Below are 21,435 nucleotides of genomic sequence, written 5' to 3'. Positions count from 1 at the left end.
CGGGCCCGGGCGCGTCTGCGATTCCATCTCGCTCTCGCGACGCGCCAAAGGCCGACTTGCACGCGACATCCCGCCTATGCCGCTCTAGCGGTCCACCGCCGTGCACTCGACCGCCGCCTCGTCCTTCGTCAGATCGGTCAGAGTGGCGCCGTCACCCTTCGACCACCACTCGTAGGGACCGGATACGTATCTCGCACCTGAGCCGGAAAGCACGTTGACGAAGACACGCGGCACCCCATCCACAGGCATCAGCGCCAGCATGTTCGTGTCGAAATTGACATACTCCACCGCGATGCGTTCATCTTCACCGCAAGCGTAATCCACCGTGCTGACCGTCACATCCCGGGCATCGAGATCAAGCAAGAACGAAGGGTCTGCCGATACTGCCGTTCCGAAGGCAGTGGTTACCGCAACGATAAGTGAAAAGCGCATCGTCATTTCCTGATTCCTACCTTGACCGAAACACGAAAAAGCCCCGCGCGGGCGGGGCTTCGGGGTCGCGTGGCGCGGCGGGATCACTGCCAGTCGAGCGCGCCCTTCTTCCATTCGTAGGCAAACCCGGCGGTCAGCACCAGAAGGAAGACCATCATCGACCAGAACGCCGTCATCGAGATGTGCTGGAACGCGACCGCCCAGGGGAACAGGAACGCCACTTCCAGGTCGAAGATGATGAACAGGATCGACACCAGGTAGAAGCGCACGTCGAACTTCATGCGCGCGTCGTCGAAGGCGTTGAACCCGCATTCGTAGGCCGAGACCTTCTCGGGGTCGGGGTTGCGCACCGCGAGCACCGCGGCGGCGAGGATCAGCACCGCGCCCAGCACGATGGCCAGGCCCAGGAAGATCATGATCGGCAGGTATTCGGAAAGCAGGAATTCCACGAAGCGCATCCTCTGGCGGGTCTGCCTCGGGTGTAGAACGCCACCCCGGCGGGGTCAACTGCCCGCCGGGTCCTCCAGCGGGGGATAGAAGTCGCGCGCGTAGAACCCGCCCGCCCCCTCGAGCGCGCGGGCAAAGGCGGGCCGCGCCAACAGCCGGTCGAACCAGCGCCCGAGCGCCGGGTAGTCGGCAAGCCGGACGAAATGCCGCCCCATCTCCACCGCCTGGCCTGCGCCGATATCCGCGGCCGAGAACTCGGACAGCAGGTAGTCGGAGCCCTGCACCGCCGCCTCGATCACGCCGAAGGTCTTGCCCAGCCGCCGCGCTTCGAGCTGCGTGAGGATCGGGCTGCGCATGTGATCCTCGCGCAGCATCAGGTGCTGCTGGGTCAGGTTCGCGCAATGCTGGCTGACGGTCTCTGCGAAATGCACCCATTGCAGCCAGGCGGCACGCTCGGGGTGCCCTACGGGTCGGCCCAGCCCCGCGGGAGAGAACCGCTCGCACAGCACCTCCGCGATGGCCCCCGATTCGAAGAGCGCCGTGCCACCGAGTTCCAGCGCGGGCACGCGCCCGGCGGGGTTCAGCGCCAGGTGCGCGGGCTGGCGCAGGGTCTTGTCGAAGGGCAGCGTGACCAGTTCGAAGTCCACGCCCAACTCGTAGAGCAGCCACAGCGACCGCACGGACCGCGTGCCGGGACAATGGTGCAACCGGATCATATGGGCCTCCCCCTTTGCGGACAGGATGCCACCCGCGCGAGCGCCTGTCACGTCCGCGGTGCGGCGCGCTTCTCGACCAGCCGCCCGCGCCGATCCGCGGCATAGACAAAGACCGTGCCGGCGGGATGCGTGCAGATCACCCGCAACCAGACCCGCCCCCGGCCCGGCCGTCCCAGGCAATCGGTGCGCGCCGCCCCGTCGGGCGCCTCTTGCACGTAAAAGGCGGCGACCCGCGCGATGACCTCCCCCTCGCTCACCGGCTGACCCAGCCGCCAGCCCAGGTAGCCCGCGCTCAGCGTCAGGGCGGCGATCGGCAGCAACCAGATCAGGGGCAGTCGCGGGATCATGCGGACCTTTCGTGCGGGCGATGCCTTTGGGGCACCTTGCTTCCCACTTGGCGCGGCGCGGCCCGCGGGCTAGGGTCGGTTTCATGAAATATATCCTGACCGCCGCAGCCCTCGCCCTCTCCCCCCCCGCCCTTGCCGAGGAAGTCGGCCAGGTCGGCGTCGACTGGGTCGGCAACGACATCATCATCGAAGCGCTCCGCGATCCGGAGGTGCAGGGCGTCACCTGCCATCTCGCCTATTTCGAACGGTCGATCATCGACAGGCTGGCTGTCCAACGGCAACTGGTTAGAGGATCCCTCCAACGCCTCCATCGCCTGCCGCCAGACCGGTCCCATCGTGATCGGCGACATCGACCGCAGCGACGATGGAGAGAACGTCTTTCGCGAACGCCAGTCGGTCCTGCTGAAATCCCTGCGGGTCAAGCGGATCTTCGACGAGGCCAACCAGACACTGATCTACCTCGCCCATGCGACGGAACTGACGCAGGGCTCGGCCAAGATGTCGATCTCCACCGTGCCGCTCTACGATCCGGCCGCCGGAACCCCGACCGCCGAGTGACCCGGCGCCTCGGGGTTCGACACCCGGCAGGATAACCGGCAGCACAGCGGACAGGACCGGCGCCCGTGGCGCGCCTCGCATGAGGGCGATGGACACGATCCGCCGCCCCGAACCGCCGCCACGCGCGGCCACCCCTGTCAGGACCCCGCCCCGTAGGCGCTCAGATCCAGCCGCCGCGTGAAGCCCCGCTCCGTTGGGGTCAGCGGGTAGCGCCGCAAGGTGCGGTCGTGCTCGCTTTGGACCCGCGCGCCCCAGTCGCCGCGCAGGTGGTCCATCAGCCGCACGTGGGCGTCGATCCAGGTCCCGCGCGAATAATCATGCGCCCCGAAGAGCGCCCAGAGCCCTTTCGGCATCGCCTGCCCCACCGGCCCAAGCCATGCCGGAGAGAAGACCTGCCGCGTGCGCTTCTCCTCTGCTTGCGCGATCAGGCGGGTGCGGCGGCGCAGGATCAGGTAGACCAGCTCATGCCCGTCCACCGCCTCGCGCGATTGCTCGGTCCCGTCGGCGTCCACGACTAGGTCATAGATCGGCCCCTCGCCTTCCACGTGCGGCGTGCCGTCCCCGCGCGGGCGGCGGTCGAGTGTCGCCTGGCCCGGGTCCAGGTTCAGCCGCGCGAGGTGGGCGCCGATCTCTGTCTCGATCTCTGTCAGGGTCATCGGGCGGCTTCCTGTCGAATGATCCGCGCGATCGTGGCGCAATCGTCCGTATCGAACCGCAGCGGCAGCCGCATGTCCAGAAGGCAGGCCAGCGTGGCATCGGTGGCGGGCATCGGCTCCGCCCGGGCGTAGCGCCAGTGATCGTAGCGCGCGGTATAGCCCGCGGGATCGCCCCCGAACCACTTCAGCGCCACGCCCCGCGCGGCACAGCGGGCGACGACATCCGCGATCCGCGCAGGCCCGTGATCCGGCAGCAGGAACTGGATCGAGGAGGCGACGTATCCCTCCCGCGCGGGCCGCCGCGGCAGGTAAAGCCCCGGCACCTCCGCCAGTCCCGCCGCCACCGCGTCGTGCAGCGCGTTCCAGCGCCGCGCCGCGACGTCGAGGTCCGCCAGTTGCGGCCGCAGGATCGCGGCGCGCAGATTGTCCATCCGGCCGGAGACGTTGGGCACCTCGAACCGCAGGTCGGCGAAGGCTTCTGCCGGCGGCGCGGCCGTGTGCCGGTCGTAGAGCATGTAACTCCCCGACAGCAGGATCGCCCGCGCGGCGAGGTCTGCGTCGTCGGTGATCAAAAGGCCCCCTTCGCCAGAGTTCACGTGCTTGTAGGTCTGGGTCGAGAAACACCCCGCAGCTCCCCAGCGGCCCGTGGGCACGCCGTCCCAATCGGCGCCCATGGTATGCGCGCAATCCTCGATCACCCGCACCCCCGCCGCGTCGCAAAGCGCCATCAGCCGCGTCATGTCGCAGATATGCCCGCGCATGTGGCTGAGCAACAGCACCGAGGCGCGGTCCAGCTTGGCCTCCAGATCGTCGAGGTCGATCACCAGATCCCGCGTCACGCCTACGTAGACGGGCACGGCCCCCAGCGCCGCGATGGCCCCCGGCACCGGGGCCAGCGTGAAGGCATTGGTCAGCACCCGCTCGCCCGGCCCCACGCCGCAGGCCCTGAGCGCCGCGCCGATGGCATAGCCGCCAGAGGCCACGGCCAGGCAATACCGCGCGCCCACCCGCGCCGCGAAGTCCTCTTCCAGCAGGACCGTCTCGGCGCGTTCGCCCTGAACGGTGGTGTAGCGATGCAACCGCCCGCGGCCCAGCACCGCCATCGCCGCCTCTCGCGCGGCCTCCGGCAGGGGTTCGGGTTCGGTGAAACTGCCCTCGAAGATGTCGTCCATGGACCGAGTGTCGGGGAGGCCCCCCGCCGCGTCAATCGGTTAGGAGACGCCGGGCCAATTCCCCAAGATCGGTGTAGCGGTCCAGGACGTGATCGTGGTCCAGCTCCAGAACCTGCCGCCCGGCGGGTCCGAAGCTGACCAGAACGATCGGCACCCCCGCCGCCCGCGCGGTCGAGACATCCGTCTGCGTGTCCCCCACCAGGAACGCCCGCGCCGGATCGCCGCCCGCGCGCGTCACCGCCTCGACGAAGGGCGCCGGATCGGGTTTCGAGACGGGCAGAGTATCGGCGCAGACCACGGCGTCGAAAGCGTCCGCGGCCCCCATCTCGGCCAGCATGATGTCGGTCAGCCAGCCGGGCTTGTTGGTGCAGATCGAGCAAGCCAGGCCTGCGTCGCGCAAGCCCGCCACTGCGTCCAGGGCGCCCTCGTAGAAGTAGGAATGCGTCGCGATATCGGCGGCATAGAAGTCCAGCAGGGGGGCGTAATGCGCCTCCACGTCCCGCGAATGATCGCCCGGCCCCCGCAACCGCTCGAACCCCAGCCGCAGCATCGCCCGCGCGCCCTGCACCGCCGTGCCGCCATCCTCGCCCATGACGAGCGGCGGCGCGTGGCCCAGCCCGGTGAAACAGCGGTTCGCCGCGACCAGCAGATCGCCGCTGGTATCCGCCAACGTCCCGTCGAGATCGAAAACCACGGTGCGCATCCCGCCCCCCTTCGCCGTTACGGCCCTGTAACCTTGTGTGACGGGCAACGCGCTTGCGCCCTGCAACAGGTCAACTAAAAGCGACCCGACCGCAGATGGAGCATGTTTTACCCCATGGCAACCGCATTGATCGTCCTTGCCGCGGGCAAGGGGAGCCGGATGAACTCGGATCTGCCGAAGGTGCTGCATCCCATCGGGGCGGCGCCCTTGCTGGTCCATGCCCTCGACGCGGGCGGCACGCTCGACCCTGACCGGACCGTGGTTGTCACCGGCCACGGGGCGGAGGCGGTGGAACGCACAGCCGCCCGTTTCGACGATCGCATCGTCACCGTCCGCCAGGACGCGCAGCTGGGCACCGCCCATGCCGTGGCCCAGGCCCGCCCCGCGCTGGACGGGTTCGACGGCGACGCCGTGGTGCTCTACGGCGACACGCCCTTCATCGAACCCGCCACGCTCGAGGCCATGAAGGCGGCCCGTGCTGACCACGACATCGTCGTGCTGGGCTTCGAGGCCGCCGATCCGGGCCGCTACGGGCGGCTGGTCATGGAAGGCGACAGCCTGCAGGCGATCGTCGAGTACAAGGACGCGGACGCGGCCACCCGCGCGCTGACCCTGTGCAACTCCGGCGTGATCTGCGCCGATGCGAAGACGCTCTTTTCCCTGATCGAGGCGGTGGGCAACGACAACGCCAGCGGCGAATACTACCTCACCGACATCGTGGGCCTCGCGCGCGCGCGCGGCCTCTCGGCGGGCGTCGTCACCTGCGCCGAGGCCGAGACGCTGGGCATCAACACCCGTGCCGAGCTCGCTGCGGCCGAGGCCGCCTTCCAGGCCCGCAAGCGCGCGCGCGCGATCGAGGACGGCGTGATCCTGCCCGCGCCCGAGACGGTGATCTTCGCCCAGGACACCCATGTCGGCGCCGACACGCTGGTCGAACCCTACGTCGTCTTCGCCCCCGGCGTGACGGTCGAAAGCGGCGCCACGATCCGCGCGTTCTCCCACCTCGAAGGCTGCCACGTCAGCCGCGACGCCGTGGTCGGTCCCTACGCCCGCCTGCGCCCCGGTGCTACGCTGTCCGAAGGGGCGAAGGTCGGCAACTTCGTCGAGGTCAAGAACGCCACCTTGGGCGCCGGTGCCAAGGTCAACCACCTGTCCTACGTGGGCGACGCCGAGGTGGGCGCGGCCGCGAACCTGGGCGCGGGCACCGTGACCTGCAACTACGACGGCTACTTCAAGCACAAGACCACCATCGGCGCGGGCGCCTTCATCGGGTCGAGCACCATGCTCGTGGCCCCGGTCAGCGTGGGCGACGGGGCGGTCACCGCCTCGGGCTCGGTGGTGACGATGGACGTGCCGCCGGGCGATCTGGCCATGGGCCGGGCCCGGCAGACCAACAAGACGGGCCTCGGCGCGCGGCTGATGGGCCGGCTCAAGGCGCTCAAATCCAAGGGAATCAACTGACATGTGCGGTATCATCGGCGTCCTCTCCAACCACGAGGCAGCCCCCCTGCTGGTCGAAAGCCTCAAGCGGCTGGAATACCGCGGCTACGACAGCGCGGGCATCGCCACGGTCGACGGCGGTCGTCTCGACCGCAGGCGCGCCGTGGGCAAGCTGGTGAACCTGCAGGACCGGCTGGTGCACGCGCCGCTGGCGGGCAAGTCCGGCATCGGCCACACCCGTTGGGCCACCCATGGCGCCCCGAACGAGGCCAACGCCCACCCGCACCGCGCGGCCGGCGTCGCGGTCGTCCATAACGGCATCATCGAGAACTTCCGCGCCCTGCGGGACTTCCTGGCCCGACAGGGCATCGGATACGAGACCGACACCGACACCGAAACCGTCGCCCTGCTCGCCCAGTATCACCTCGACCAGGGCCTGTCCCCCCGCGAGGCCGCGCGCGAGACCATCGCCCGCCTCGAAGGCGCCTACGCGCTGTGCTTCCTCTTCGACGGCGAAGGCGATCTGCTGATCGCCGCCCGCAAGGGCAGCCCGCTTGCGGTGGGCTATGGCGAGGGGGAGACCTTCGTGGGCTCCGACGCCATCGCCCTGGCCCCCATCACCGACCGGATCGCCTACCTCGAGGAAGGCGACTGGGCCGTCCTGACCCGCGCGAGCGTCGAGATCCGCGACGCCGACGGCCAGCAGGTCAGCCGCGAGATCCGCCGGATCGAGGGCGGGTCGGCCGCCACCGACAAGGGCGGCTACAAGCACTTCATGGCCAAGGAGATCGCCGAGCAGCCCACCGTGCTGCAAGGCGCGCTGGCCCATTACATCGCCCAGGACGCCGACGCGGTCACCCTGCCCGACCCCGGTATCGACTTCGCGTCCGTGGAACGGCTGACCATGGTCGCCTGCGGCACCGCCTATTACGCCTGCATGGTGGCGAAATACTGGTTCGAGCAGGTGGCCCGCCTGCCGGTCGAGATCGACGTGGCCTCCGAGTTCCGCTACCGCGAGCCGCCCGTGACGGAAGGCACCGTTGCCCTCTTCGTCAGCCAGTCGGGAGAGACGGCGGACACGCTCGCCGCCCTGCGCTACATGGCCGGCAAGGCCGCGCGGATCGTCTCGGTGGTGAACGTGCCCGAAAGCTCGATCGCGCGCGAAAGCGACCTCGCCCTGCCGATCCTCGCGGGCGCCGAGATCGGGGTGGCCTCCACCAAGGCCTTCACCTGCCAGCTCACGACGCTTGCATTGCTGGCGCTCAAGGCGGCCCGCGACCGCGGCGAGATCGACGCGGCCACCCTCGCCGATCATTTGCGCGAGCTGCGCCAGCTGCCCGGCACGATGAACGCCGCCCTCGCCATCGAGGAGACGACCCGCGCCCTCGCGACCGACCTCGCGGAGGCGCGCGACATCCTCTTCCTGGGCCGCGGCGCGATGTATCCGCTCGCCCATGAAGGCGCGCTGAAACTCAAGGAAATCAGCTACATCCACGCCGAAGCCTATGCGTCGGGCGAACTCAAGCACGGCCCCATCGCCCTGGTCGACGCCCATGTGCCCGTCATCGTCATGGCCCCCACCGATCCGCTCTTCGACAAGACCGTCTCCAACATGCAGGAGGTCATGGCCCGCGGCGGAAAGGTGCTGCTCGTCACCGACGAGGAGGGTGCGAGAACCGCCGCGGACGGCACCTGGAAGGTCCTGACCCTGCCCAAGGTCTCGCCCTTCCTCGCCCCCATCCTCTACGCGATCCCCGCGCAGCTGCTGGCCTACCACACCGCGATCGCCAAGGGCACCGACGTCGACCAACCCCGCAACCTCGCGAAATCCGTCACGGTCGAGTAACCCCCGCGCGCGCATCATTTTAGAAAATATGAACAAAATCAGCGTTTTGAGGTAAATCCCTCACGTAAAACGTTAAATCCCCCGATTGCCAATTGGCAATCCACGCGGCGCGCGCCCCTGTCGCAGGTCGCCCCCGAAAGCGGCATCCCCTGCTTCTTCTGGCGAAAAGTATCCCGGGGGAGTCGCGCAAGCGACGGGGGCAGAGCCCCCGCCTCGATCGCCCCCCGCGCAGACGGCTGCCCGTGACAGGCCGACGAAGGGCAAGCACCTGTCCGAAAAATCGCCCGACCGGGCAAGGCCCGGCGCGCGCTGCTTTACCGCTCGAAGACGGTGACCTCGGCGATCTCCGTCAGGGGGATCTCCAGCAGCCCCATGGCGGGCAAGGACATCTCGCTGCCCGACCCCGCGGCCCCGCCGGAGGGGCGCAGCTCCATGTTCGCCTCGTTGTCGCGGTAGGTCACGCGCCCGGGCGTCAGCGACGACACCAGCGGCGTCTTCAGCCAGATGCCGGGATCCGCGGGCGACCCCAGGGTCACCAGCGTGGTCCCCAGTTCCGCCGACGCGGGCGTATCGATCTGCAAGGCCTCGGCCTTGTCCTCTTCCGTCGTGGTGTCGAACTCGTCCACGGTGGTCGCCGCGGCCGGAGGCGGCGGTGGCGGCGTGGGATCAAGCGTCTGTATGGGCTGCGCGCCGGGTGCGCTGGCGGGCGTGGCCCCCGGCGCCGGGGTGGTTGCGGGGGCCATCATCGCCTCGCAGGCGGACAGGGCGAACACGGGGATCAGGAACAGGATTTTCATATCCCCCAAGCTAGCGGCGCCCGGCCCCGTGACAAGTCGGCGTGAGCCGGTTGCGCAGCCCTCCGCCGCGCCCTAGGTTCAGCCCCATGACCGCACCGCTCATCGATCCTTTCGCCCGCGCCATTCGCTACCTTCGGGTGTCGGTCACCGACCGCTGCGATTTCCGCTGCGTCTACTGCATGTCCGAGAACATGACCTTCCTGCCCAAGAAGGACCTCCTCAGCCTCGAGGAGCTCGACCGGTTGTGCAGCGCCTTCGTCCGGCTGGGCGTCGAGAAGCTGCGCATCACCGGCGGCGAGCCCCTGGTGCGCCGCGACATCATGACGTTCTTCCGCGCCATGTCGCGGCACCTCGACAGCGGCGCGTTGCGCGAACTCACGCTCACCACCAACGGCAGCCAGCTGGAGCGGTTCGCGACCGATCTTCACGCCGCGGGCGTGCGGCGCGTGAACGTCAGCCTCGACACGCTGGACGAGGCGAAGTTCGCCCGCGTGACCCGCTGGGGCCGCCTGCCGCAGGTCCTGCGCGGCATCGACGCGGCGCAGGCGGCGGGCCTGCGGGTCAAGATCAATGCCGTGGCCCTCAAGGACTTCAACGAGGAAGAGCTGCACCGCATGACCGCCTGGTGCGCCAGCCGCGACATCGACCTCACCTGGATCGAGGTCATGCCCATGGGCGACATCGGCAACGAGGACCGGATCGGCCAGTACTGGTCGCTCAAGGATTTGCGCGCGCAACTGGCCCGGCACTACACGGTGATCGATCTGCCCGACGACACCGGCGGCCCCGCCCGCTACGTCCGGCTGGAGGAAACCGGCCAGCGCATCGGCTTCATCACCCCGCTCAGCCACAACTTCTGCGAATCCTGCAACCGCGTCCGCGTGACCTGCACCGGAGAGATCTACACCTGCCTCGGCCAGGAAGGTCATTCCGACCTGCGCGCGCCCCTGCGCGCCTCGGGCGACGATGCGGTGCTCGCCGACGCGATCCGCGCGGCCATCGCGCTCAAGCCGAAAGGTCACGATTTCGACTACTCGCGTCAGGCGGTCGACGGGCAGGTCTCGCGGCACATGAGCCATACCGGCGGTTGACGTGACGCCACCGCCGGCCTTGCGCGCCTACGGCTGGGCGGCGGATGCGATCGCGCCGCTGCTGTTTCGCAAGATCCGCCGCAAGCTGGCCTCCGAAGGCGTTCCCCCCGACCGCATCCGCGAACGGCTGGGCCATCCGACGAAGGACCGCCCGCCGGGTCCGCTGGTCTGGTTTCACGGCGCCTCCGTGGGAGAGACGCTCTCGATCCTTCCGCTCATCGCGCCCCTGCGCAGGGCCCGGCCCGACCTGACGGTGCTGGTGACCTCCGGCACCGCCGCCTCGGCCACGGTGCTGGCCCAGCGCCTGCCCGAGGGCGCGCTGCACCAGTTCGCGCCGATCGACAGTTCCGCGGCCCTCGCGCGGTTCCACGCCCACTGGCGCCCGGATCTGCTGGTGCTCGTGGAATCCGAGATTTGGCCGCAGCTCTTGGCCTCCTGCACGCGGCGCCGCGTACCCGTGGCCTTGCTGAACGCGCGCCTCTCGGCCCGGTCGCTGCGGCGCTGGCAACGGTTCGGCCGCCCCGCGCGCTGGCTCTTGCAGCGCTTCTCGGTCATCGTGACCCAGACGCCGGACACCACCGAGGCGCTGCGCGACCTTGGCGCCCCATACGTCCGTCCCGGTCCCAATCTCAAGGCCGCGGCCCCCCCGGCCCCCGACGCGCCCGCCCTGCGGCACGAACTGGCGGCGGCGATCGGCAGCCGCCCGGTCTGGCTCGCCGCCTCGACCCACGCCGGCGAAGAGGAGATCGTGCTCGACGCCCACACCCGCCTGCGGCAGGACCACCCAGAGGCCCTTCTGCTCCTCGCGCCGCGCCACCTCGACCGGACGCAGGCCATCGAGGCGCTCTGCCGCGCGCGTGACCTGGACCTTACGCGGCAGTCCGAGGGGCAGGCCCCCGCCGCGGCGGTGCATCTCGTCGACACGATGGGCCAGCTCGGCACCTTCTACCGGCTCGTGCCGGTCACCCTGATCGCCGGCAGCTTCATCCCCGTCGGCGGCCACAACCCCTGGGAGGCGACCTGCGGCACCGCCCTGCTGCACGGGCCGCTGGTCGCGAATTGCGCCACCGACTACGCGCGCCTCGATACCGCGGGTGGCAGCGTCGAGGTCACGCCGGAAACCCTTGCCCCCGAAATCGCGGCGCTCTGGTCCGATCCGGGGCGCGCGCGGCGCATCGGCGAGGCCGCCATGCGCGCCAAGGCCGCCCAGTCCGATGGAACCGAAGGTCTCGCACGGGATTTGTTGACGTTGATGGAGTCTCCCGCATGAACATCCGCGTCATCGCCCCGAACCTCAAGCGGCGCCTGTCCGGCGTCACCTCGACCGTGATCCGGCTGGTGCCCCTGCAGGCGCGACAGATCGAGATTCGCGCCACCGGTCCGGCCCTTCCGGCCCACGTGCCGCAGATCTCTCTCGCAGCCCTGCCCATTCTGCCCCGCGCGCCGCGCCGCGTCTGGCACGCCCGCCGCAACGTCGAGATGATCGCGGGCCTCGCGCTCAAACACGTGGCACGCAAGAACCTCGCGCTGATGTTCACCTCTGCCTCGCAGCGGCCGCACACCTGGCTCACCCGCTGGCTGATCGCGCGCATGGACGCGGTGGTCGCGACCTCGGAGAAGTCGCGCGCCTTCCTCAAGGTCCCCGCCACCGTGATCCACCACGGCATCGACACCGGCGTCTTCCGTCCCGCCCCCGACCGCGCCGCCTTGCGCGCGCGGCTGGGCTTGCCGCAGGGCGCGCGGCTGATCGGCTGTTTCGGCCGCATCCGGGCCTCCAAGGGGACCGACCGTTTTGTCGAGGCGATGATCCGCTGCCTGCCGGACCACCCGGACGCCATCGCCCTCGTCATGGGCCGCGCGGTCGACAAGGACCGCGACTTCCTCGCCGACCTGAGGGACCGGATCTGTGTCGCGGACCTCACCGACCGGATCCGCTTCCTGCCCGAAGTCCCGGTCGAGGCGACGCCCGACTGGTACGCCGCCCTCGACCTCTACGTGGCCCCGCAGCGCTCCGAAGGATTCGGCCTCACCCCGCTCGAGGCCGCGGCCTGCGGGGTGCCCACCATCGCCACGGACGTGGGCGCGTTCTCCGACATCATCGCCGAGGGGAAGACCGGCACCCTTCTGCCAGACGGCGATCCCGAGACCATCGCGCGCGCCGTCGATGCGCTCCTGCGCGATCACGCGCGGCTCGCGCGCTGGTCCGCCGCCTGTCGTCCGCGGGTGGAACGGGGCTTTCGCCTCGCGGACGAGGCGCAGGCCCTCGTCGCCCTCTACCGCGACCTTCTGGGGGAAGACGCCCCCGCGCGGGCACGGGACGCCTGAAGCGCGGATCCGCGCAGCAAGGCGCCGCGCCCGCCCGCCACAGCCCTGCGCCCAACTCTGTTCTTCAAATATCCTCGCCGAAGGCAAGCCTCGCGTCCGCGAGGCTCCCCTTCACGCGGATCACCCCGCCGCCGGCATCCGCCGTTCGACCACCTCGGCCCACCAGGAACATCCCGCAGGGATCGCCTCGTCGTTGAAATTGTATTCCGGGTGGTGGACCGAGGCGGTATCGCCGTTGCCCACGAGGATGTAGGCGCCGGGCCGTTCCTCCAGCATGTAGGCGAAATCCTCGCCCCCCATGACCAGCGGCGCCTCGGCGCAGTCGCCCGCGATCTCGCGCGCGACATCGGCGGCGAAGGCGGTTTGCTCGTCGTGGTTGATCATCACCGGGTAGCCCTTGTGGTAGCGCACCGTTGCCGTGGCGCCGTAGGCCTGCGCCGTGGTCTCGGCGATGGCGGTCAGCCGCTTTTCGGCAAGGCTGCGCACGGAGGCCGACAGCGTGCGCACCGTGCCGCGCAGCTCGACCCGCTGGGCGATGACGTTGAAGGCCTTGGACGAACTCTCGACCGAGGTGACGGAGACCACGACCTGCTCGACGGGATCGACGTTGCGCGCGGCAATGGATTGCAGCGCCAGCACAACGTGGGCGGCGACAAGCGTCGAATCGACGGTTTCATGCGGCTTGGCCGCATGGCCGCCCTTGCCTTCGACGGTGATCTCGAAGGTGTCGGTCGCGGCGAAGAAGGCGCCGGGCCGGATCGCGAAGGAGCCCACCGGGCGGCCGGGCCAGTTGTGCATGCCGTAGACCTCCTGGATGTTCCAGCGGTCCATCAGGCCGTCGCGACACATCTCGTCGCCGCCGCCGCCGCCTTCCTCGGCGGGCTGGAAGATGACCACGGCGGTGCCGTCGAAGTTGCGCGTCTCGCACAAATAGCGCGCGGCACCCAGCAGCATCGCGGTATGGCCGTCGTGGCCGCAGGCGTGCATGGCCCCCGGCGTGGTGCTGGCATAATCCAGCCCGGTCGCTTCCGTGATCGGCAGCGCGTCCATGTCGGCGCGCAGCCCGATCACCTTTCCAGATGCATCCGTCCGGCCCTTGATGACCCCCACGACGCCGGTGCGGCCGATCCCCTCCACGACCTCGTCGCAGCCCATGGCGCGCAACTGCTCGGCCACCAGGGCCGAGGTGCGGTGAGTGTCGAAGAGGATCTCGGGGTGCGCGTGCAGGTCGCGGCGAATCTCGGTGATGTCGGCGTGCAGGTCGGCGAAACGGTTCTTGATGGGCATGGGACTCTCCTTTGCCCGCATGCTGTCACCGCGCCGCGCGGCCCGCAAGGGTCACAGGTTCGGGCCGAGCGTCAGCCGCGATCCGTCGCTGAACCGCCCCAGCCGGAACCGGGAAAGGTCGTGGCCCGGATCCGCGCCCTGGCTGAGCTTCGCCGCGATCCGTCCCATGGCGGGCCCGATGCCGAAGCCGTGGCCGCACATGCCGGTGCAGACCGTGAGACCCGGCAGCGTCTCTACCCTGTCGACCACCGGAACCACGTCGGGCATCACGTCGATCATCCCCGCCCAGGCGCTAGCGAGCTTCACCTCGCCCAGGTGCGGGAAGCGGGCCGCGAAGTCGCGGATCAGCCGGCGCACCTTGCGGGCGTTGGGCGCGGGGTCGAGCACGCGCATCCGCTCGAAGGGAGAGGTCTCCTCCCCCGACCAGCGGCGCGGCGTGCCCCAGGCGTCGGGGTAGCCGCGCGGGGCGGTCGGGCGATAGGCGGTCCCCAGGGGCGAGGCCATGAGTTGCCGCGCGAAACGCCCCGCGGCGCGAAAGGCGTCGGGGCCGACGAAGAGCTCGTGAAAGCCCGCCGGGGCCAGGCTGAAGCCGCCGTCGGCGCGCTTGCGCCAGGCCAGATGGTCGTCCACCGCCCCGCCCGGGTTCACGTCGCCCAGCGGCGCCGTGGCCGCCACCGTCGCCCGGACCGAAAGCTGCGGGATCTTGACCCCGTGGTTGCGCAAGAAGAGCGAGGACCACGCCCCGCTTGCCAGCACGACCGACCTGCAGGCGATGGTCCCCCGTTCGGTCACGACCCCCGTCACCTGCCCGGCGGAGATGTCGAGACTGCGCACGGCACACTCTTCCGCGATCACCGCCCCCGCAGCCTGCGCGGCCCGCGCGAAGGCGGGCACGGCGAGCCAGGGTTCGGCCTTGTGATCGTTCGGCGTGTAGAGCGCGCCGTGGTAGGTCCGGGCGACGCCGGGCAGCTGCTCGGCCACCTCCCCCGCGCTCAGCAGGCGGGTGGAGACCTGGTAGGCCTTCGCCTGCTCCAGCCAGTCCGCGTAACCGGCCATCTGCTTTTCCGACGAGGCGAGGTAGAGCGTGCCGGTCCGGCGCAGGCCGACATCGCCCGCCTCTTCCTCCAGCCCGGGCCACATCGACTGGGCCTCCAGCATGATCGGCAGTTCGGCCATGTCGCGCCCCTGCGCGCGGACCCAGCCCCAGTTGCGGCTGGATTGCTCGCCCGCGACGCGGCCCTTCTCCAGCAGGACCACGGGGATGCCCTGTCTGGCCAACTCCCAGGCGGTCATGACGCCGACGATGCCCGCGCCGATGACGACGACCTCGGTCCGGGACGGCAGGTCCGGCGCGAAGGCGATGGGGGTCGCCGCGGTGATGGGTCCGGTCATTCTGGATACCTCGAAGGTCGGGATGAAGGAAGGACGGGGGTCGCGAAGATCAGGTCCACGGGTCGCGGCCGAGGCGCGGCCCGGCGCGTCACGCGGACAGATCGTCCAGCAGGCGCGACATGAAGGCCCGGCCTTCGTCGAACTGCGCCACCGTGATGAACTCGTTGGGCTGGTGCGCCTGGGCGATGTCGCCGGGCCCCACGACGCAGGCGGAATAGCCGCGCTCCTGGAACTGGCCAGCCTCGGTGCCGTAGCTCACGACATGGGTGCCGTTGTCGCCGGTCAGGCGGCGGGCGAGCTCTTCGGCCCGGCCCGCGGTTTCGGGCGCGAGGGCGGGCAGGACGAAGTACTCTCCGACCTCGATCCGGGTGTCGGGGTGGATCGCCTGCATCTGCGCCTCGATCCGCGCCACCTCGGCCCGGAAGAGGTCGGTCCAGGTGGCGATATCCTCGCCCGGGACGACGCGGAAGGACAGATCGAAGCGGCAGTCCTTGGCGATGATGTTGTGCGCGGTGCCGCCCTCGATCCGGCCCACGTGGGCCGAGGTATAGGGCGGGTCGAAGGCGGCGGCGAGGGCGCTGGGCGTGGCCGCCGCGCGCTCGGCGTTCACGCCGTTGGCCCAGTCGATCAGACGGGCCGCCTGCATCACCGCCGAGACGCCTTCGTGGATGCGAGAGGAATGCGCCTCGAACCCGTGGACGTGGACGGTGAACCCCTTGCCGCCCTTGTGGGCGGTGACGACCTGCATCATCGAGGGCTCTCCCACCAGGACGGTATCGGCGCGCGGCAACCCGTGGCCGACCATGTGGTCGATCATCGGCGGCGCGCCGAGGCAGCCGATTTCCTCGTCGTAGGACAAGGCGATCTGCAGGGGCCGCTTGAGGTCCCGCCCCGCCGCCTGCCCCATGGCCCAGAGCGCCAGCGCATCGAACCCCTTCATGTCGCAGGTCCCGCGGCCGTAAAGCTTGCCGTCCGCCTCCCGCACGGTGAAGGGATCGGTGTCCCAGGCCTGCCCGTCCACCGGGACCACGTCCGTGTGGCCCGACAGCACCACGCCCCCATCGACCTGCGGGCCGACGTGCGCATAGAGTGCGGCCTTCGTGCCGTCCGCGTTGGGCACCCGGGTGGAGGCGATGCCGAAGCCCGCCAGGTAATCCTCGGCGAAGGCGATGAGATCGAGGTTGCCGTCCCGGCTGACCGTGGGAAAGCCCACGAGACGGTCGAGAAGGTCGCGGGGGCTCAGCGCGTCGGGCATCGGGGTCTCCGGTTCAGGGGCACGGGCAGACTGCGCCTTTGGGGGGGCGCGTCAAGCCTGCCAGTGCTCGGCCACCCAGGGGGCCGGTTTCATGTAGTGCCGCAGGTAGCGGATCGGGCGGCCCTTGTCGGGGCGGTCCGGATCGGTGAGGCCGCGAATGTGCTCCAGCGCCGATCCGGTCTTGTAGGTGTTGCCGTAGCGCCCCTCGATCGCGTGTTGCGGATGGATGCCGCCGGGAAAGATCACGATGCGCGCGTCCCTGGGCAGGCGCGGCGTCAGCGCGTAGTTCAGCGGAAAGGGCCAGCGGCAGTTCAGACGGTAGTGCCGGACCCAGGTCCGCGGGAAGAAATCGACGCCGCCCGGCGCGTTGCGGGTGACGAAGCGCTGCTCGTAGCGGTATTCCTCGGCGATGCCGCGGGGGTCTTGTTTGAACTTCTCCTGCAAGGGCTGGAGCGCGCCCACCTCGAAGCGGAAGACGCTGGTCTGACCCAGCTTTTCCAGCGGGGTCGACTGGTTGCGCGCGAGGATCGTGTCAGAGGGTTTGCCCACCTCGAAGAAGGCATCGAGCGATCCGGTTACCACGAGGTCGAGGTCCAGAAACAGCACCGGCCCCGACAGGCTGCCGAGTTTCGGCCCCCAGAGACGCGATTTCGGCCAGATGCCGCTTTTGACCTTCGGGATCTCGTAGTCGATCGGCGGAAGATCCTCGCACAGGACCTCGGGCCGGACGCCGTCGCGGGTGTCGGTGAAACAGGTGAAGGTGAAGGGCGGCGTGACGTGGCGCGCGACCATCCCGTAGAGCCGGTTGATGAAGGGCGCGCCGTACTTGGTGCCCCAGTTGATACAGATGATCTGCTTGGTCTGCATGTCGCGCCTCCGGTGGGTATGGCCTTCCTAGCAGGTCGCGGGGCCGTGGCCACCCTGCCACGCGTGGGTCGCGCCTGCCGCAGGGTTCCGCACGCGGCCTCTTGCGGCGTCGGGAAACTTCGTTAGCGTAAACCCCGACGGACCCGCGTCAATGACGGGCCGCATAACATCCGAACCGGGGAGGTTCGCCATATGCCCGATGGGGCCCAGGCCGTGCTGGACGTGCGCGGCCTTCAGACCGTATTCAAGGTGCGCGGCGGCGAAGTCCACGCGGTCAACGATGTCAGCTTCGATCTGAAGGCGGGCGAACTGCTGGGCGTCGTGGGCGAAAGCGGCTCCGGCAAGTCGGTGACGATGATGTCGCTGCTGGGCCTTCTGCCCTCGCCCCCCGCCGACATCCGGCAGGGCCGCGTGACCTTCGAGGGCAAGGATCTGTTGCAGGTCGATCCCGCCACCTTGCGTGACGTGCGCGGCGGGCGGATCGGCTTCGTGTTCCAGGACCCGATGACCTCTCTCAACCCGGTGTTCACCGTGGGCTACCAGATCATGGAGCCGCTTCGGTCGCACATGAACCTGTCGAAATCCGCCGCCCGCGACCGCGCGCAGGAGCTCTTGGAGCTGGTGGGGATCCCTTCGGCCCGGGCGCGGCTGGACGACTACCCGCACCAGTTCTCCGGCGGGATGCGCCAGCGGGTGATGATCGCCATCGCCCTGGCCTGCGATCCCAAGGTGCTGATCGCGGACGAGCCGACGACGGCACTGGACGTGACGATCCAGGCGCAGATCATCGAGCTGATGAAGGACCTGCGCGACAAGCTTGGCATGGCGGTGATCTGGATCACCCACGATCTGGGCGTGATCGCGGGCATCGCGGACCGGGTGATGGTGATGTACGGCGGCCAGGTGGTCGAACAGGCCCCGGTGAAGGAGCTGTTCGGCAACCCCAAGCATCCCTACACGCAGGCTTTGCTTACCACGATCCCCAAGCTCAGCGAGGAGCGCGCCCGGCGCCTGACGGTCATCGAAGGCCAGCCCCCCATCCTGGGCGAGGCGCCGAGCGCCTGTTCGTTCCGCGACCGCTGCCCCAGGGCGATACCCATCTGCGCGCGGCGCAACCCGCCCCGGTTCGAGTTCGGCGACCGCCACGACGCCGCCTGTTTCGTCGCCGCGGAGGTCAGCGATGCTGGATGAGACCACGCCCCTGGTGCGCATCCGCGACCTCAAGATGCACTTCCCGATCTACTCGGGCCTGTTCCGCCGCCAGACCGGCGCCGTGAAGGCCGTCGACGGCGTGAGCTTCGACATCCAGCGCGGCGAGACGCTGGGCCTCGTCGGTGAATCGGGCTGCGGCAAATCCACCTGCGGGCGGGCGGTGCTGCGGCTTTACGACATCACCGGCGGCGCGATCGAGATCGACGGGGTCGAGATCGGCGAGAGCTCTCAATCCGACCTTCGCCGGATGCGGCCCACCATGCAGATGGTGTTCCAGGATCCGCAGGCCTCGCTCAATCCGCGCATGACGGTGGAGGCGATCATCCGCGAGCCGCTGGACGAGCATACCACGCTGTCCAAGGCGGAAAAGTCGAAGAAGGTTCTTGAGCTGATGGACGCGGTGGGGCTGAACCGCCGTTTCGCAAAGCGCTACCCGCATGCCTTCTCCGGCGGGCAGCGTCAGCGCGTGGGGATCGCGCGGGCCTTGGCGCTCAACCCGAAGTTCATCGTCTGCGACGAGCCGATCGCGGCGCTCGACGTGTCGATCCAGGCACAGGTGGTCAACCTGCTGGAGGACCTGCAGGAGGAGTTCGGCCTCACCTACCTGTTCATCAGCCACGATCTGTCGATGGTCCGCCATATCGCGACCCGGATCGCGGTGATGTACCTGGGCAAGGTGGTGGAGCTTGCCCCGCGCGCGCCGCTCTACGACGCGCCCTTGCATCCTTATACCCGGGCGCTGCTGTCGGCCGTGCCGGAACCCGATCCCGCCAAGGCCGAGGCCCGCGAGCGGATCGTGCTGCAAGGCGACGTGCCCTCGCCCGCGAACCCGCCGGAAGGCTGCAACTTCTGCACCCGGTGCCCGGCCGTCATGGACGTCTGCCGGCGCATCGACCCGACCTTTCAGGAGGTGGAACCGGGGCGCTTCGTCGCCTGCCACCTTTATGAAGACCACGCCTCAAGAGCCGAAAAGGCCGAGGCACATGCAAACCAGCAAGGGAGCAACGCATGAAACTCAAGACAATCCTGATGGGTGCGGTGGCGCTCGGGGCGCCCGCCTCGACGGCCTTCGCCCAGGCCGAGGACGGCGAACGCGGCCGCGACGGCCAGGTGAACATCATCTACTGGCAGGCGCCCTCGATCATGAACCCCTTCCTGTCGGGCGGGACCAAGGACGTGGAAGCGGCCAGCCTCGTGCTGGAGCCGCTGATGCGCTTCGACGAAACCGGCGAGCTGGTGCCCTGGCTGGTCGACGAGGTGCCCACGGTCGAGAACGGCGGCGTCTCGGAAGACCTGACCTCGATCACCTACAACATCACCGAGGGGCTGACCTGGTCCGACGGCACGCCCTTCACCTCTGCGGACGTGAAGTTCACCTATGACTACTGCACCGCCGAAGGCGGCGGCTGCGCGCAGGCCAGCAAGTTCGACGGCATCGAAAGCGTCGAGACGCCCGACGATCTGACCGTGGTCGTCAACTTCACCGCACCGCAGCCCTACCCCTACTCGGCCTTCAACGGCGCCGAGAGCCCGATCATTCAGGCCGCGCAATTCGCCGACTGCCTGGGCCCGCGCGCGCCCGAGTGCACCGACCAGAACTTCATGCCGATCGGCACCGGACCTTTCGTCGTGACGGATTTCCGCACCAACGACGTGATCCAGCTGGAAGCCAACGAGAACTACCGCGACGCGAGCAAGCCCGCCTTCGCGACCGTGACGCTGAAAGGCGGCGGCGACGCGACGGCGGCAGGCCGTGCGGTGATGGAGACGGGCGAGTTCGACTATGCTTGGAACCTGCAGCTGGCCCCCGACGTGATCGCGCAGATGGAAGCGGGCGGCCAGGGCGTTCCGATCGCGGGTTTTGGCACGCTGGTCGAGCGCATCATGATCAACAACACCAACCCCGATCCCAGCCTGCCCGACGACGAACGCTCGGTCATCCGCCCGCACCCGTTCCTGGGCGATCCGGCGGTGTTCAACGCCATGTCCATGGCCATCGACCGCCCGCTGCTGGTGGAAGTGGGCTACGGCCAGGCCGGTCGCGTGACCTGCAACTGGGTGCCCGCGCCCGAGAACTACGCCTCGACCTCGATGAGCTGCGACACGCAGGACATCGAAGGCGCGAACGCCATGCTGGAAGAGGCCGGTTACACCGACACCAACGGTGACGGCATCCGCGAGACGCCGGACGGTGTGCCCATGCAGATCCTCTTCCAGTCGTCCACCAACGCCGTCCGTCAGGACTTCCAGGCGCTGATCAAGGACTGGTGGGAGCAGATCGGCATCGGCGTGGAACTGCGCAACGTCGACAGCTCTGTCTTCTTCGGCGGTGACCCGGGTTCGCCCGACACCTTCCAGAAGTTCTACGCGGACGTCGAGATGTACGCCAACAACTTCCCCGGAACCGACCCGCAGGCCTACCTGGGCAACGGGCTGTGCAAGGCGGCCCCGACCCCCGACACCCAGTGGCAGGGCGAGAACATCAGCCGCTTCTGCATGGAGGAATACGACGCCCTTCACACCGAGCTGAGCCAGACCGCGGACCTCGCCGAACGGGGCCGGATCGCCAAGGAACTCAACGACATGGCGGTGCAGAACGGGATGATGATCCCGCTGGTCGACCGCGGTCGCCTGTCGGCCCGGTCGAACACGCTGGGCGGGGTGATCCTGAACACCTGGGATTCCGAGCTGTGGAACGCGGCCGACTGGTACCGCGAAGGCGAGGACGGCTGACCGACAGCCCGCACGCGCGCCCCGGACCTGATCCGGGGCCGCACGGGGCGGCGGTTTGATCTTCGCCGCCCCGACCCCTCACCGCAACGGGCGCCCCGCGCCGCTGACATTCGCCTCTCAAAGGGCCTGCGGGTCCTTCGACAGCCGAACGGGAACGAC

General features: G+C 69.2%; 20 protein-coding genes and 1 pseudogene. 9 read left to right on the top strand and 12 right to left on the bottom strand.

Annotated elements, in window-relative coordinates:
• Positions 1 to 84: 84 nt before the first annotated feature.
• From EU805_RS05025 to EU805_RS05010, 4 genes are all read right to left on the bottom strand, one after another.
• On the bottom strand, positions 85 to 438 hold the full coding sequence (locus EU805_RS05025) for an MliC family protein (RefSeq protein WP_207208079.1): 354 nt from the start codon (positions 436 to 438) through the stop codon (positions 85 to 87).
• Positions 439 to 515: 77 nt separating this feature from the next.
• The gene (locus tag EU805_RS05020; protein WP_370318166.1) at positions 516 to 890 is read right to left on the bottom strand and encodes an NADH-quinone oxidoreductase subunit A; all 375 of its coding nucleotides are present in this window, start codon (positions 888 to 890) and stop codon (positions 516 to 518) included.
• A gap of 45 nt (positions 891 to 935) precedes the next feature.
• Entirely contained in the window at positions 936 to 1,595 is a 660-nt protein-coding gene (locus EU805_RS05015) for a glutathione S-transferase family protein (RefSeq protein WP_129762865.1), read from the bottom strand.
• Between the two features lie 47 nt (positions 1,596 to 1,642).
• Complete coding sequence (locus tag EU805_RS05010; RefSeq protein WP_129762864.1) at positions 1,643 to 1,942, bottom strand: hypothetical protein; 300 nt, start codon at positions 1,940 to 1,942, stop codon at positions 1,643 to 1,645.
• An 83-nt stretch (positions 1,943 to 2,025) separates the two neighbouring features.
• Here EU805_RS05010 and EU805_RS05005 point away from each other — a divergent pair.
• Positions 2,026 to 2,500 (top strand): annotated as a pseudogene (locus tag EU805_RS05005) (CreA family protein).
• A 137-nt stretch (positions 2,501 to 2,637) separates the two neighbouring features.
• On the opposite strand, the gene EU805_RS05000 reads toward EU805_RS05005, so the two are convergent.
• Genes EU805_RS05000 through EU805_RS04990 form a run of 3 tightly spaced genes read right to left on the bottom strand, consistent with a single transcriptional unit; the run spans position 2,638 to position 5,031 of the window.
• Positions 2,638 to 3,156: a hypothetical protein gene (locus EU805_RS05000; RefSeq protein ID WP_129762863.1), complete on the bottom strand. Its 519-nt coding sequence runs from the start codon at positions 3,154 to 3,156 to the stop codon at positions 2,638 to 2,640.
• Positions 3,153 to 4,328, bottom strand: coding sequence for a DegT/DnrJ/EryC1/StrS aminotransferase family protein (locus EU805_RS04995; RefSeq protein WP_129762862.1), 1,176 nt, complete (start codon positions 4,326 to 4,328; stop codon positions 3,153 to 3,155). Before EU805_RS04995 ends, EU805_RS05000 begins: the two co-directional genes overlap by 4 nt.
• A 31-nt stretch (positions 4,329 to 4,359) precedes the next feature.
• On the bottom strand, positions 4,360 to 5,031 hold the full coding sequence (locus tag EU805_RS04990) for an HAD-IA family hydrolase (RefSeq protein ID WP_129762861.1): 672 nt from the start codon (positions 5,029 to 5,031) through the stop codon (positions 4,360 to 4,362).
• 114 nt (positions 5,032 to 5,145) lie between these two features.
• Between EU805_RS04990 and glmU the strand changes: the two genes are divergently transcribed.
• Both glmU and glmS read left to right on the top strand, forming a co-directional pair.
• Complete coding sequence (gene glmU / locus EU805_RS04985; RefSeq protein WP_129762860.1) at positions 5,146 to 6,492, top strand: bifunctional UDP-N-acetylglucosamine diphosphorylase/glucosamine-1-phosphate N-acetyltransferase GlmU; 1,347 nt, start codon at positions 5,146 to 5,148, stop codon at positions 6,490 to 6,492.
• A gap of 1 nt (position 6,493) precedes the next feature.
• On the top strand, positions 6,494 to 8,317 hold the full coding sequence (glmS, locus tag EU805_RS04980; protein ID WP_129762859.1) for a glutamine--fructose-6-phosphate transaminase (isomerizing): 1,824 nt from the start codon (positions 6,494 to 6,496) through the stop codon (positions 8,315 to 8,317).
• A 314-nt stretch (positions 8,318 to 8,631) separates the two neighbouring features.
• On the opposite strand, the gene EU805_RS04975 is transcribed toward glmS, so the two are convergent.
• Positions 8,632 to 9,114: a D-galactarate dehydratase gene (locus EU805_RS04975; protein WP_165351892.1), complete on the bottom strand. Its 483-nt coding sequence runs from the start codon at positions 9,112 to 9,114 to the stop codon at positions 8,632 to 8,634.
• Between the two features lie 86 nt (positions 9,115 to 9,200).
• Here EU805_RS04975 and moaA point away from each other — a divergent pair, with 86 nt between their 5' ends.
• The 3 genes from moaA to EU805_RS04960 are packed head-to-tail and all read left to right on the top strand — an operon-like array spanning position 9,201 to position 12,530.
• Entirely contained in the window at positions 9,201 to 10,205 is a 1,005-nt protein-coding gene (gene moaA, locus EU805_RS04970; protein WP_129762858.1) for a GTP 3',8-cyclase MoaA, read from the top strand.
• 1 nt (position 10,206) lies between these two features.
• Entirely contained in the window at positions 10,207 to 11,475 is a 1,269-nt protein-coding gene (locus tag EU805_RS04965) for a 3-deoxy-D-manno-octulosonic acid transferase (protein ID WP_165351891.1), read from the top strand.
• Positions 11,472 to 12,530, top strand: coding sequence for a glycosyltransferase family 4 protein (locus EU805_RS04960; RefSeq protein WP_129762856.1), 1,059 nt, complete (start codon positions 11,472 to 11,474; stop codon positions 12,528 to 12,530). The genes EU805_RS04965 and EU805_RS04960 overlap by 4 nt, the downstream gene beginning before the upstream one ends.
• Positions 12,531 to 12,650: 120 nt before the next feature.
• On the opposite strand, the gene EU805_RS04955 is transcribed toward EU805_RS04960, so the two are convergent.
• The 4 genes from EU805_RS04955 to EU805_RS04940 all read right to left on the bottom strand — a co-directional run bounded on the left by EU805_RS04955 (position 12,651) and on the right by EU805_RS04940 (position 17,331).
• The gene (locus EU805_RS04955; RefSeq protein ID WP_129762855.1) at positions 12,651 to 13,817 is read right to left on the bottom strand and encodes a M20 aminoacylase family protein; all 1,167 of its coding nucleotides are present in this window, start codon (positions 13,815 to 13,817) and stop codon (positions 12,651 to 12,653) included.
• A gap of 51 nt (positions 13,818 to 13,868) precedes the next feature.
• Positions 13,869 to 15,209 carry an FAD-binding oxidoreductase gene (locus tag EU805_RS04950; RefSeq protein ID WP_129762854.1) on the bottom strand — a complete coding sequence of 447 codons (1,341 nt, stop codon included), beginning with the start codon at positions 15,207 to 15,209 and terminating at the stop codon, positions 13,869 to 13,871.
• Positions 15,210 to 15,297: 88 nt separating this feature from the next.
• Positions 15,298 to 16,464, bottom strand: coding sequence for an acetylornithine deacetylase (gene argE / locus EU805_RS04945; protein WP_129762853.1), 1,167 nt, complete (start codon positions 16,462 to 16,464; stop codon positions 15,298 to 15,300).
• Between the two features lie 51 nt (positions 16,465 to 16,515).
• Positions 16,516 to 17,331 carry a glycosyl transferase gene (locus EU805_RS04940; RefSeq protein WP_129762852.1) on the bottom strand — a complete coding sequence of 272 codons (816 nt, stop codon included), beginning with the start codon at positions 17,329 to 17,331 and terminating at the stop codon, positions 16,516 to 16,518.
• A gap of 192 nt (positions 17,332 to 17,523) precedes the next feature.
• Here EU805_RS04940 and EU805_RS04935 point away from each other — a divergent pair, with 192 nt between their 5' ends.
• Genes EU805_RS04935 through EU805_RS04925 form a run of 3 tightly spaced genes read left to right on the top strand, consistent with a single transcriptional unit; the run spans position 17,524 to position 21,276 of the window.
• Entirely contained in the window at positions 17,524 to 18,522 is a 999-nt protein-coding gene (locus tag EU805_RS04935; protein ID WP_129762851.1) for an ABC transporter ATP-binding protein, read from the top strand.
• On the top strand, positions 18,512 to 19,555 hold the full coding sequence (locus EU805_RS04930; protein WP_129762850.1) for an ABC transporter ATP-binding protein: 1,044 nt from the start codon (positions 18,512 to 18,514) through the stop codon (positions 19,553 to 19,555). Before EU805_RS04935 ends, EU805_RS04930 begins: the two co-directional genes overlap by 11 nt.
• Positions 19,552 to 21,276: a peptide ABC transporter substrate-binding protein gene (locus EU805_RS04925; protein WP_129762849.1), complete on the top strand. Its 1,725-nt coding sequence runs from the start codon at positions 19,552 to 19,554 to the stop codon at positions 21,274 to 21,276. The genes EU805_RS04930 and EU805_RS04925 overlap by 4 nt, the downstream gene beginning before the upstream one ends.
• Positions 21,277 to 21,435 lie beyond the last annotated feature (159 nt).

The sequence above is a fragment of the Salipiger sp. IMCC34102 genome (genome assembly GCF_004145405.1).
Classification (GTDB): Bacteria; Pseudomonadota; Alphaproteobacteria; order Rhodobacterales; family Rhodobacteraceae; genus Loktanella.
This window is presented reverse-complemented; position numbering and strand designations above follow the sequence as displayed.

What these genes read in the sequence shown, in the direction of transcription:
- EU805_RS05025 (WP_207208079.1), bottom strand. Translation starts at nt 438, where the DNA reads ATGACGATGCGCTTTTCACTTATCGTTGCGGTAACCACTGCCTTCGGA.
- EU805_RS05020 (WP_370318166.1), bottom strand. Translation starts at nt 890, where the DNA reads ATGCGCTTCGTGGAATTCCTGCTTTCCGAATACCTGCCGATCATGATC.
- EU805_RS05015 (WP_129762865.1), bottom strand. Translation starts at nt 1,595, where the DNA reads ATGATCCGGTTGCACCATTGTCCCGGCACGCGGTCCGTGCGGTCGCTG.
- EU805_RS05010 (WP_129762864.1), bottom strand. Translation starts at nt 1,942, where the DNA reads ATGATCCCGCGACTGCCCCTGATCTGGTTGCTGCCGATCGCCGCCCTG.
- EU805_RS05000 (WP_129762863.1), bottom strand. Translation starts at nt 3,156, where the DNA reads ATGACCCTGACAGAGATCGAGACAGAGATCGGCGCCCACCTCGCGCGG.
- EU805_RS04995 (WP_129762862.1), bottom strand. Translation starts at nt 4,328, where the DNA reads ATGGACGACATCTTCGAGGGCAGTTTCACCGAACCCGAACCCCTGCCG.
- EU805_RS04990 (WP_129762861.1), bottom strand. Translation starts at nt 5,031, where the DNA reads ATGCGCACCGTGGTTTTCGATCTCGACGGGACGTTGGCGGATACCAGC.
- glmU (WP_129762860.1), top strand. Translation starts at nt 5,146, where the DNA reads ATGGCAACCGCATTGATCGTCCTTGCCGCGGGCAAGGGGAGCCGGATG.
- glmS (WP_129762859.1), top strand. Translation starts at nt 6,494, where the DNA reads ATGTGCGGTATCATCGGCGTCCTCTCCAACCACGAGGCAGCCCCCCTG.
- EU805_RS04975 (WP_165351892.1), bottom strand. Translation starts at nt 9,114, where the DNA reads ATGAAAATCCTGTTCCTGATCCCCGTGTTCGCCCTGTCCGCCTGCGAG.
- moaA (WP_129762858.1), top strand. Translation starts at nt 9,201, where the DNA reads ATGACCGCACCGCTCATCGATCCTTTCGCCCGCGCCATTCGCTACCTT.
- EU805_RS04960 (WP_129762856.1), top strand. Translation starts at nt 11,472, where the DNA reads ATGAACATCCGCGTCATCGCCCCGAACCTCAAGCGGCGCCTGTCCGGC.
- EU805_RS04955 (WP_129762855.1), bottom strand. Translation starts at nt 13,817, where the DNA reads ATGCCCATCAAGAACCGTTTCGCCGACCTGCACGCCGACATCACCGAG.
- EU805_RS04950 (WP_129762854.1), bottom strand. Translation starts at nt 15,209, where the DNA reads ATGACCGGACCCATCACCGCGGCGACCCCCATCGCCTTCGCGCCGGAC.
- argE (WP_129762853.1), bottom strand. Translation starts at nt 16,464, where the DNA reads ATGCCCGACGCGCTGAGCCCCCGCGACCTTCTCGACCGTCTCGTGGGC.
- EU805_RS04940 (WP_129762852.1), bottom strand. Translation starts at nt 17,331, where the DNA reads ATGCAGACCAAGCAGATCATCTGTATCAACTGGGGCACCAAGTACGGC.
- EU805_RS04935 (WP_129762851.1), top strand. Translation starts at nt 17,524, where the DNA reads ATGCCCGATGGGGCCCAGGCCGTGCTGGACGTGCGCGGCCTTCAGACC.
- EU805_RS04930 (WP_129762850.1), top strand. Translation starts at nt 18,512, where the DNA reads ATGCTGGATGAGACCACGCCCCTGGTGCGCATCCGCGACCTCAAGATG.
- EU805_RS04925 (WP_129762849.1), top strand. Translation starts at nt 19,552, where the DNA reads ATGAAACTCAAGACAATCCTGATGGGTGCGGTGGCGCTCGGGGCGCCC.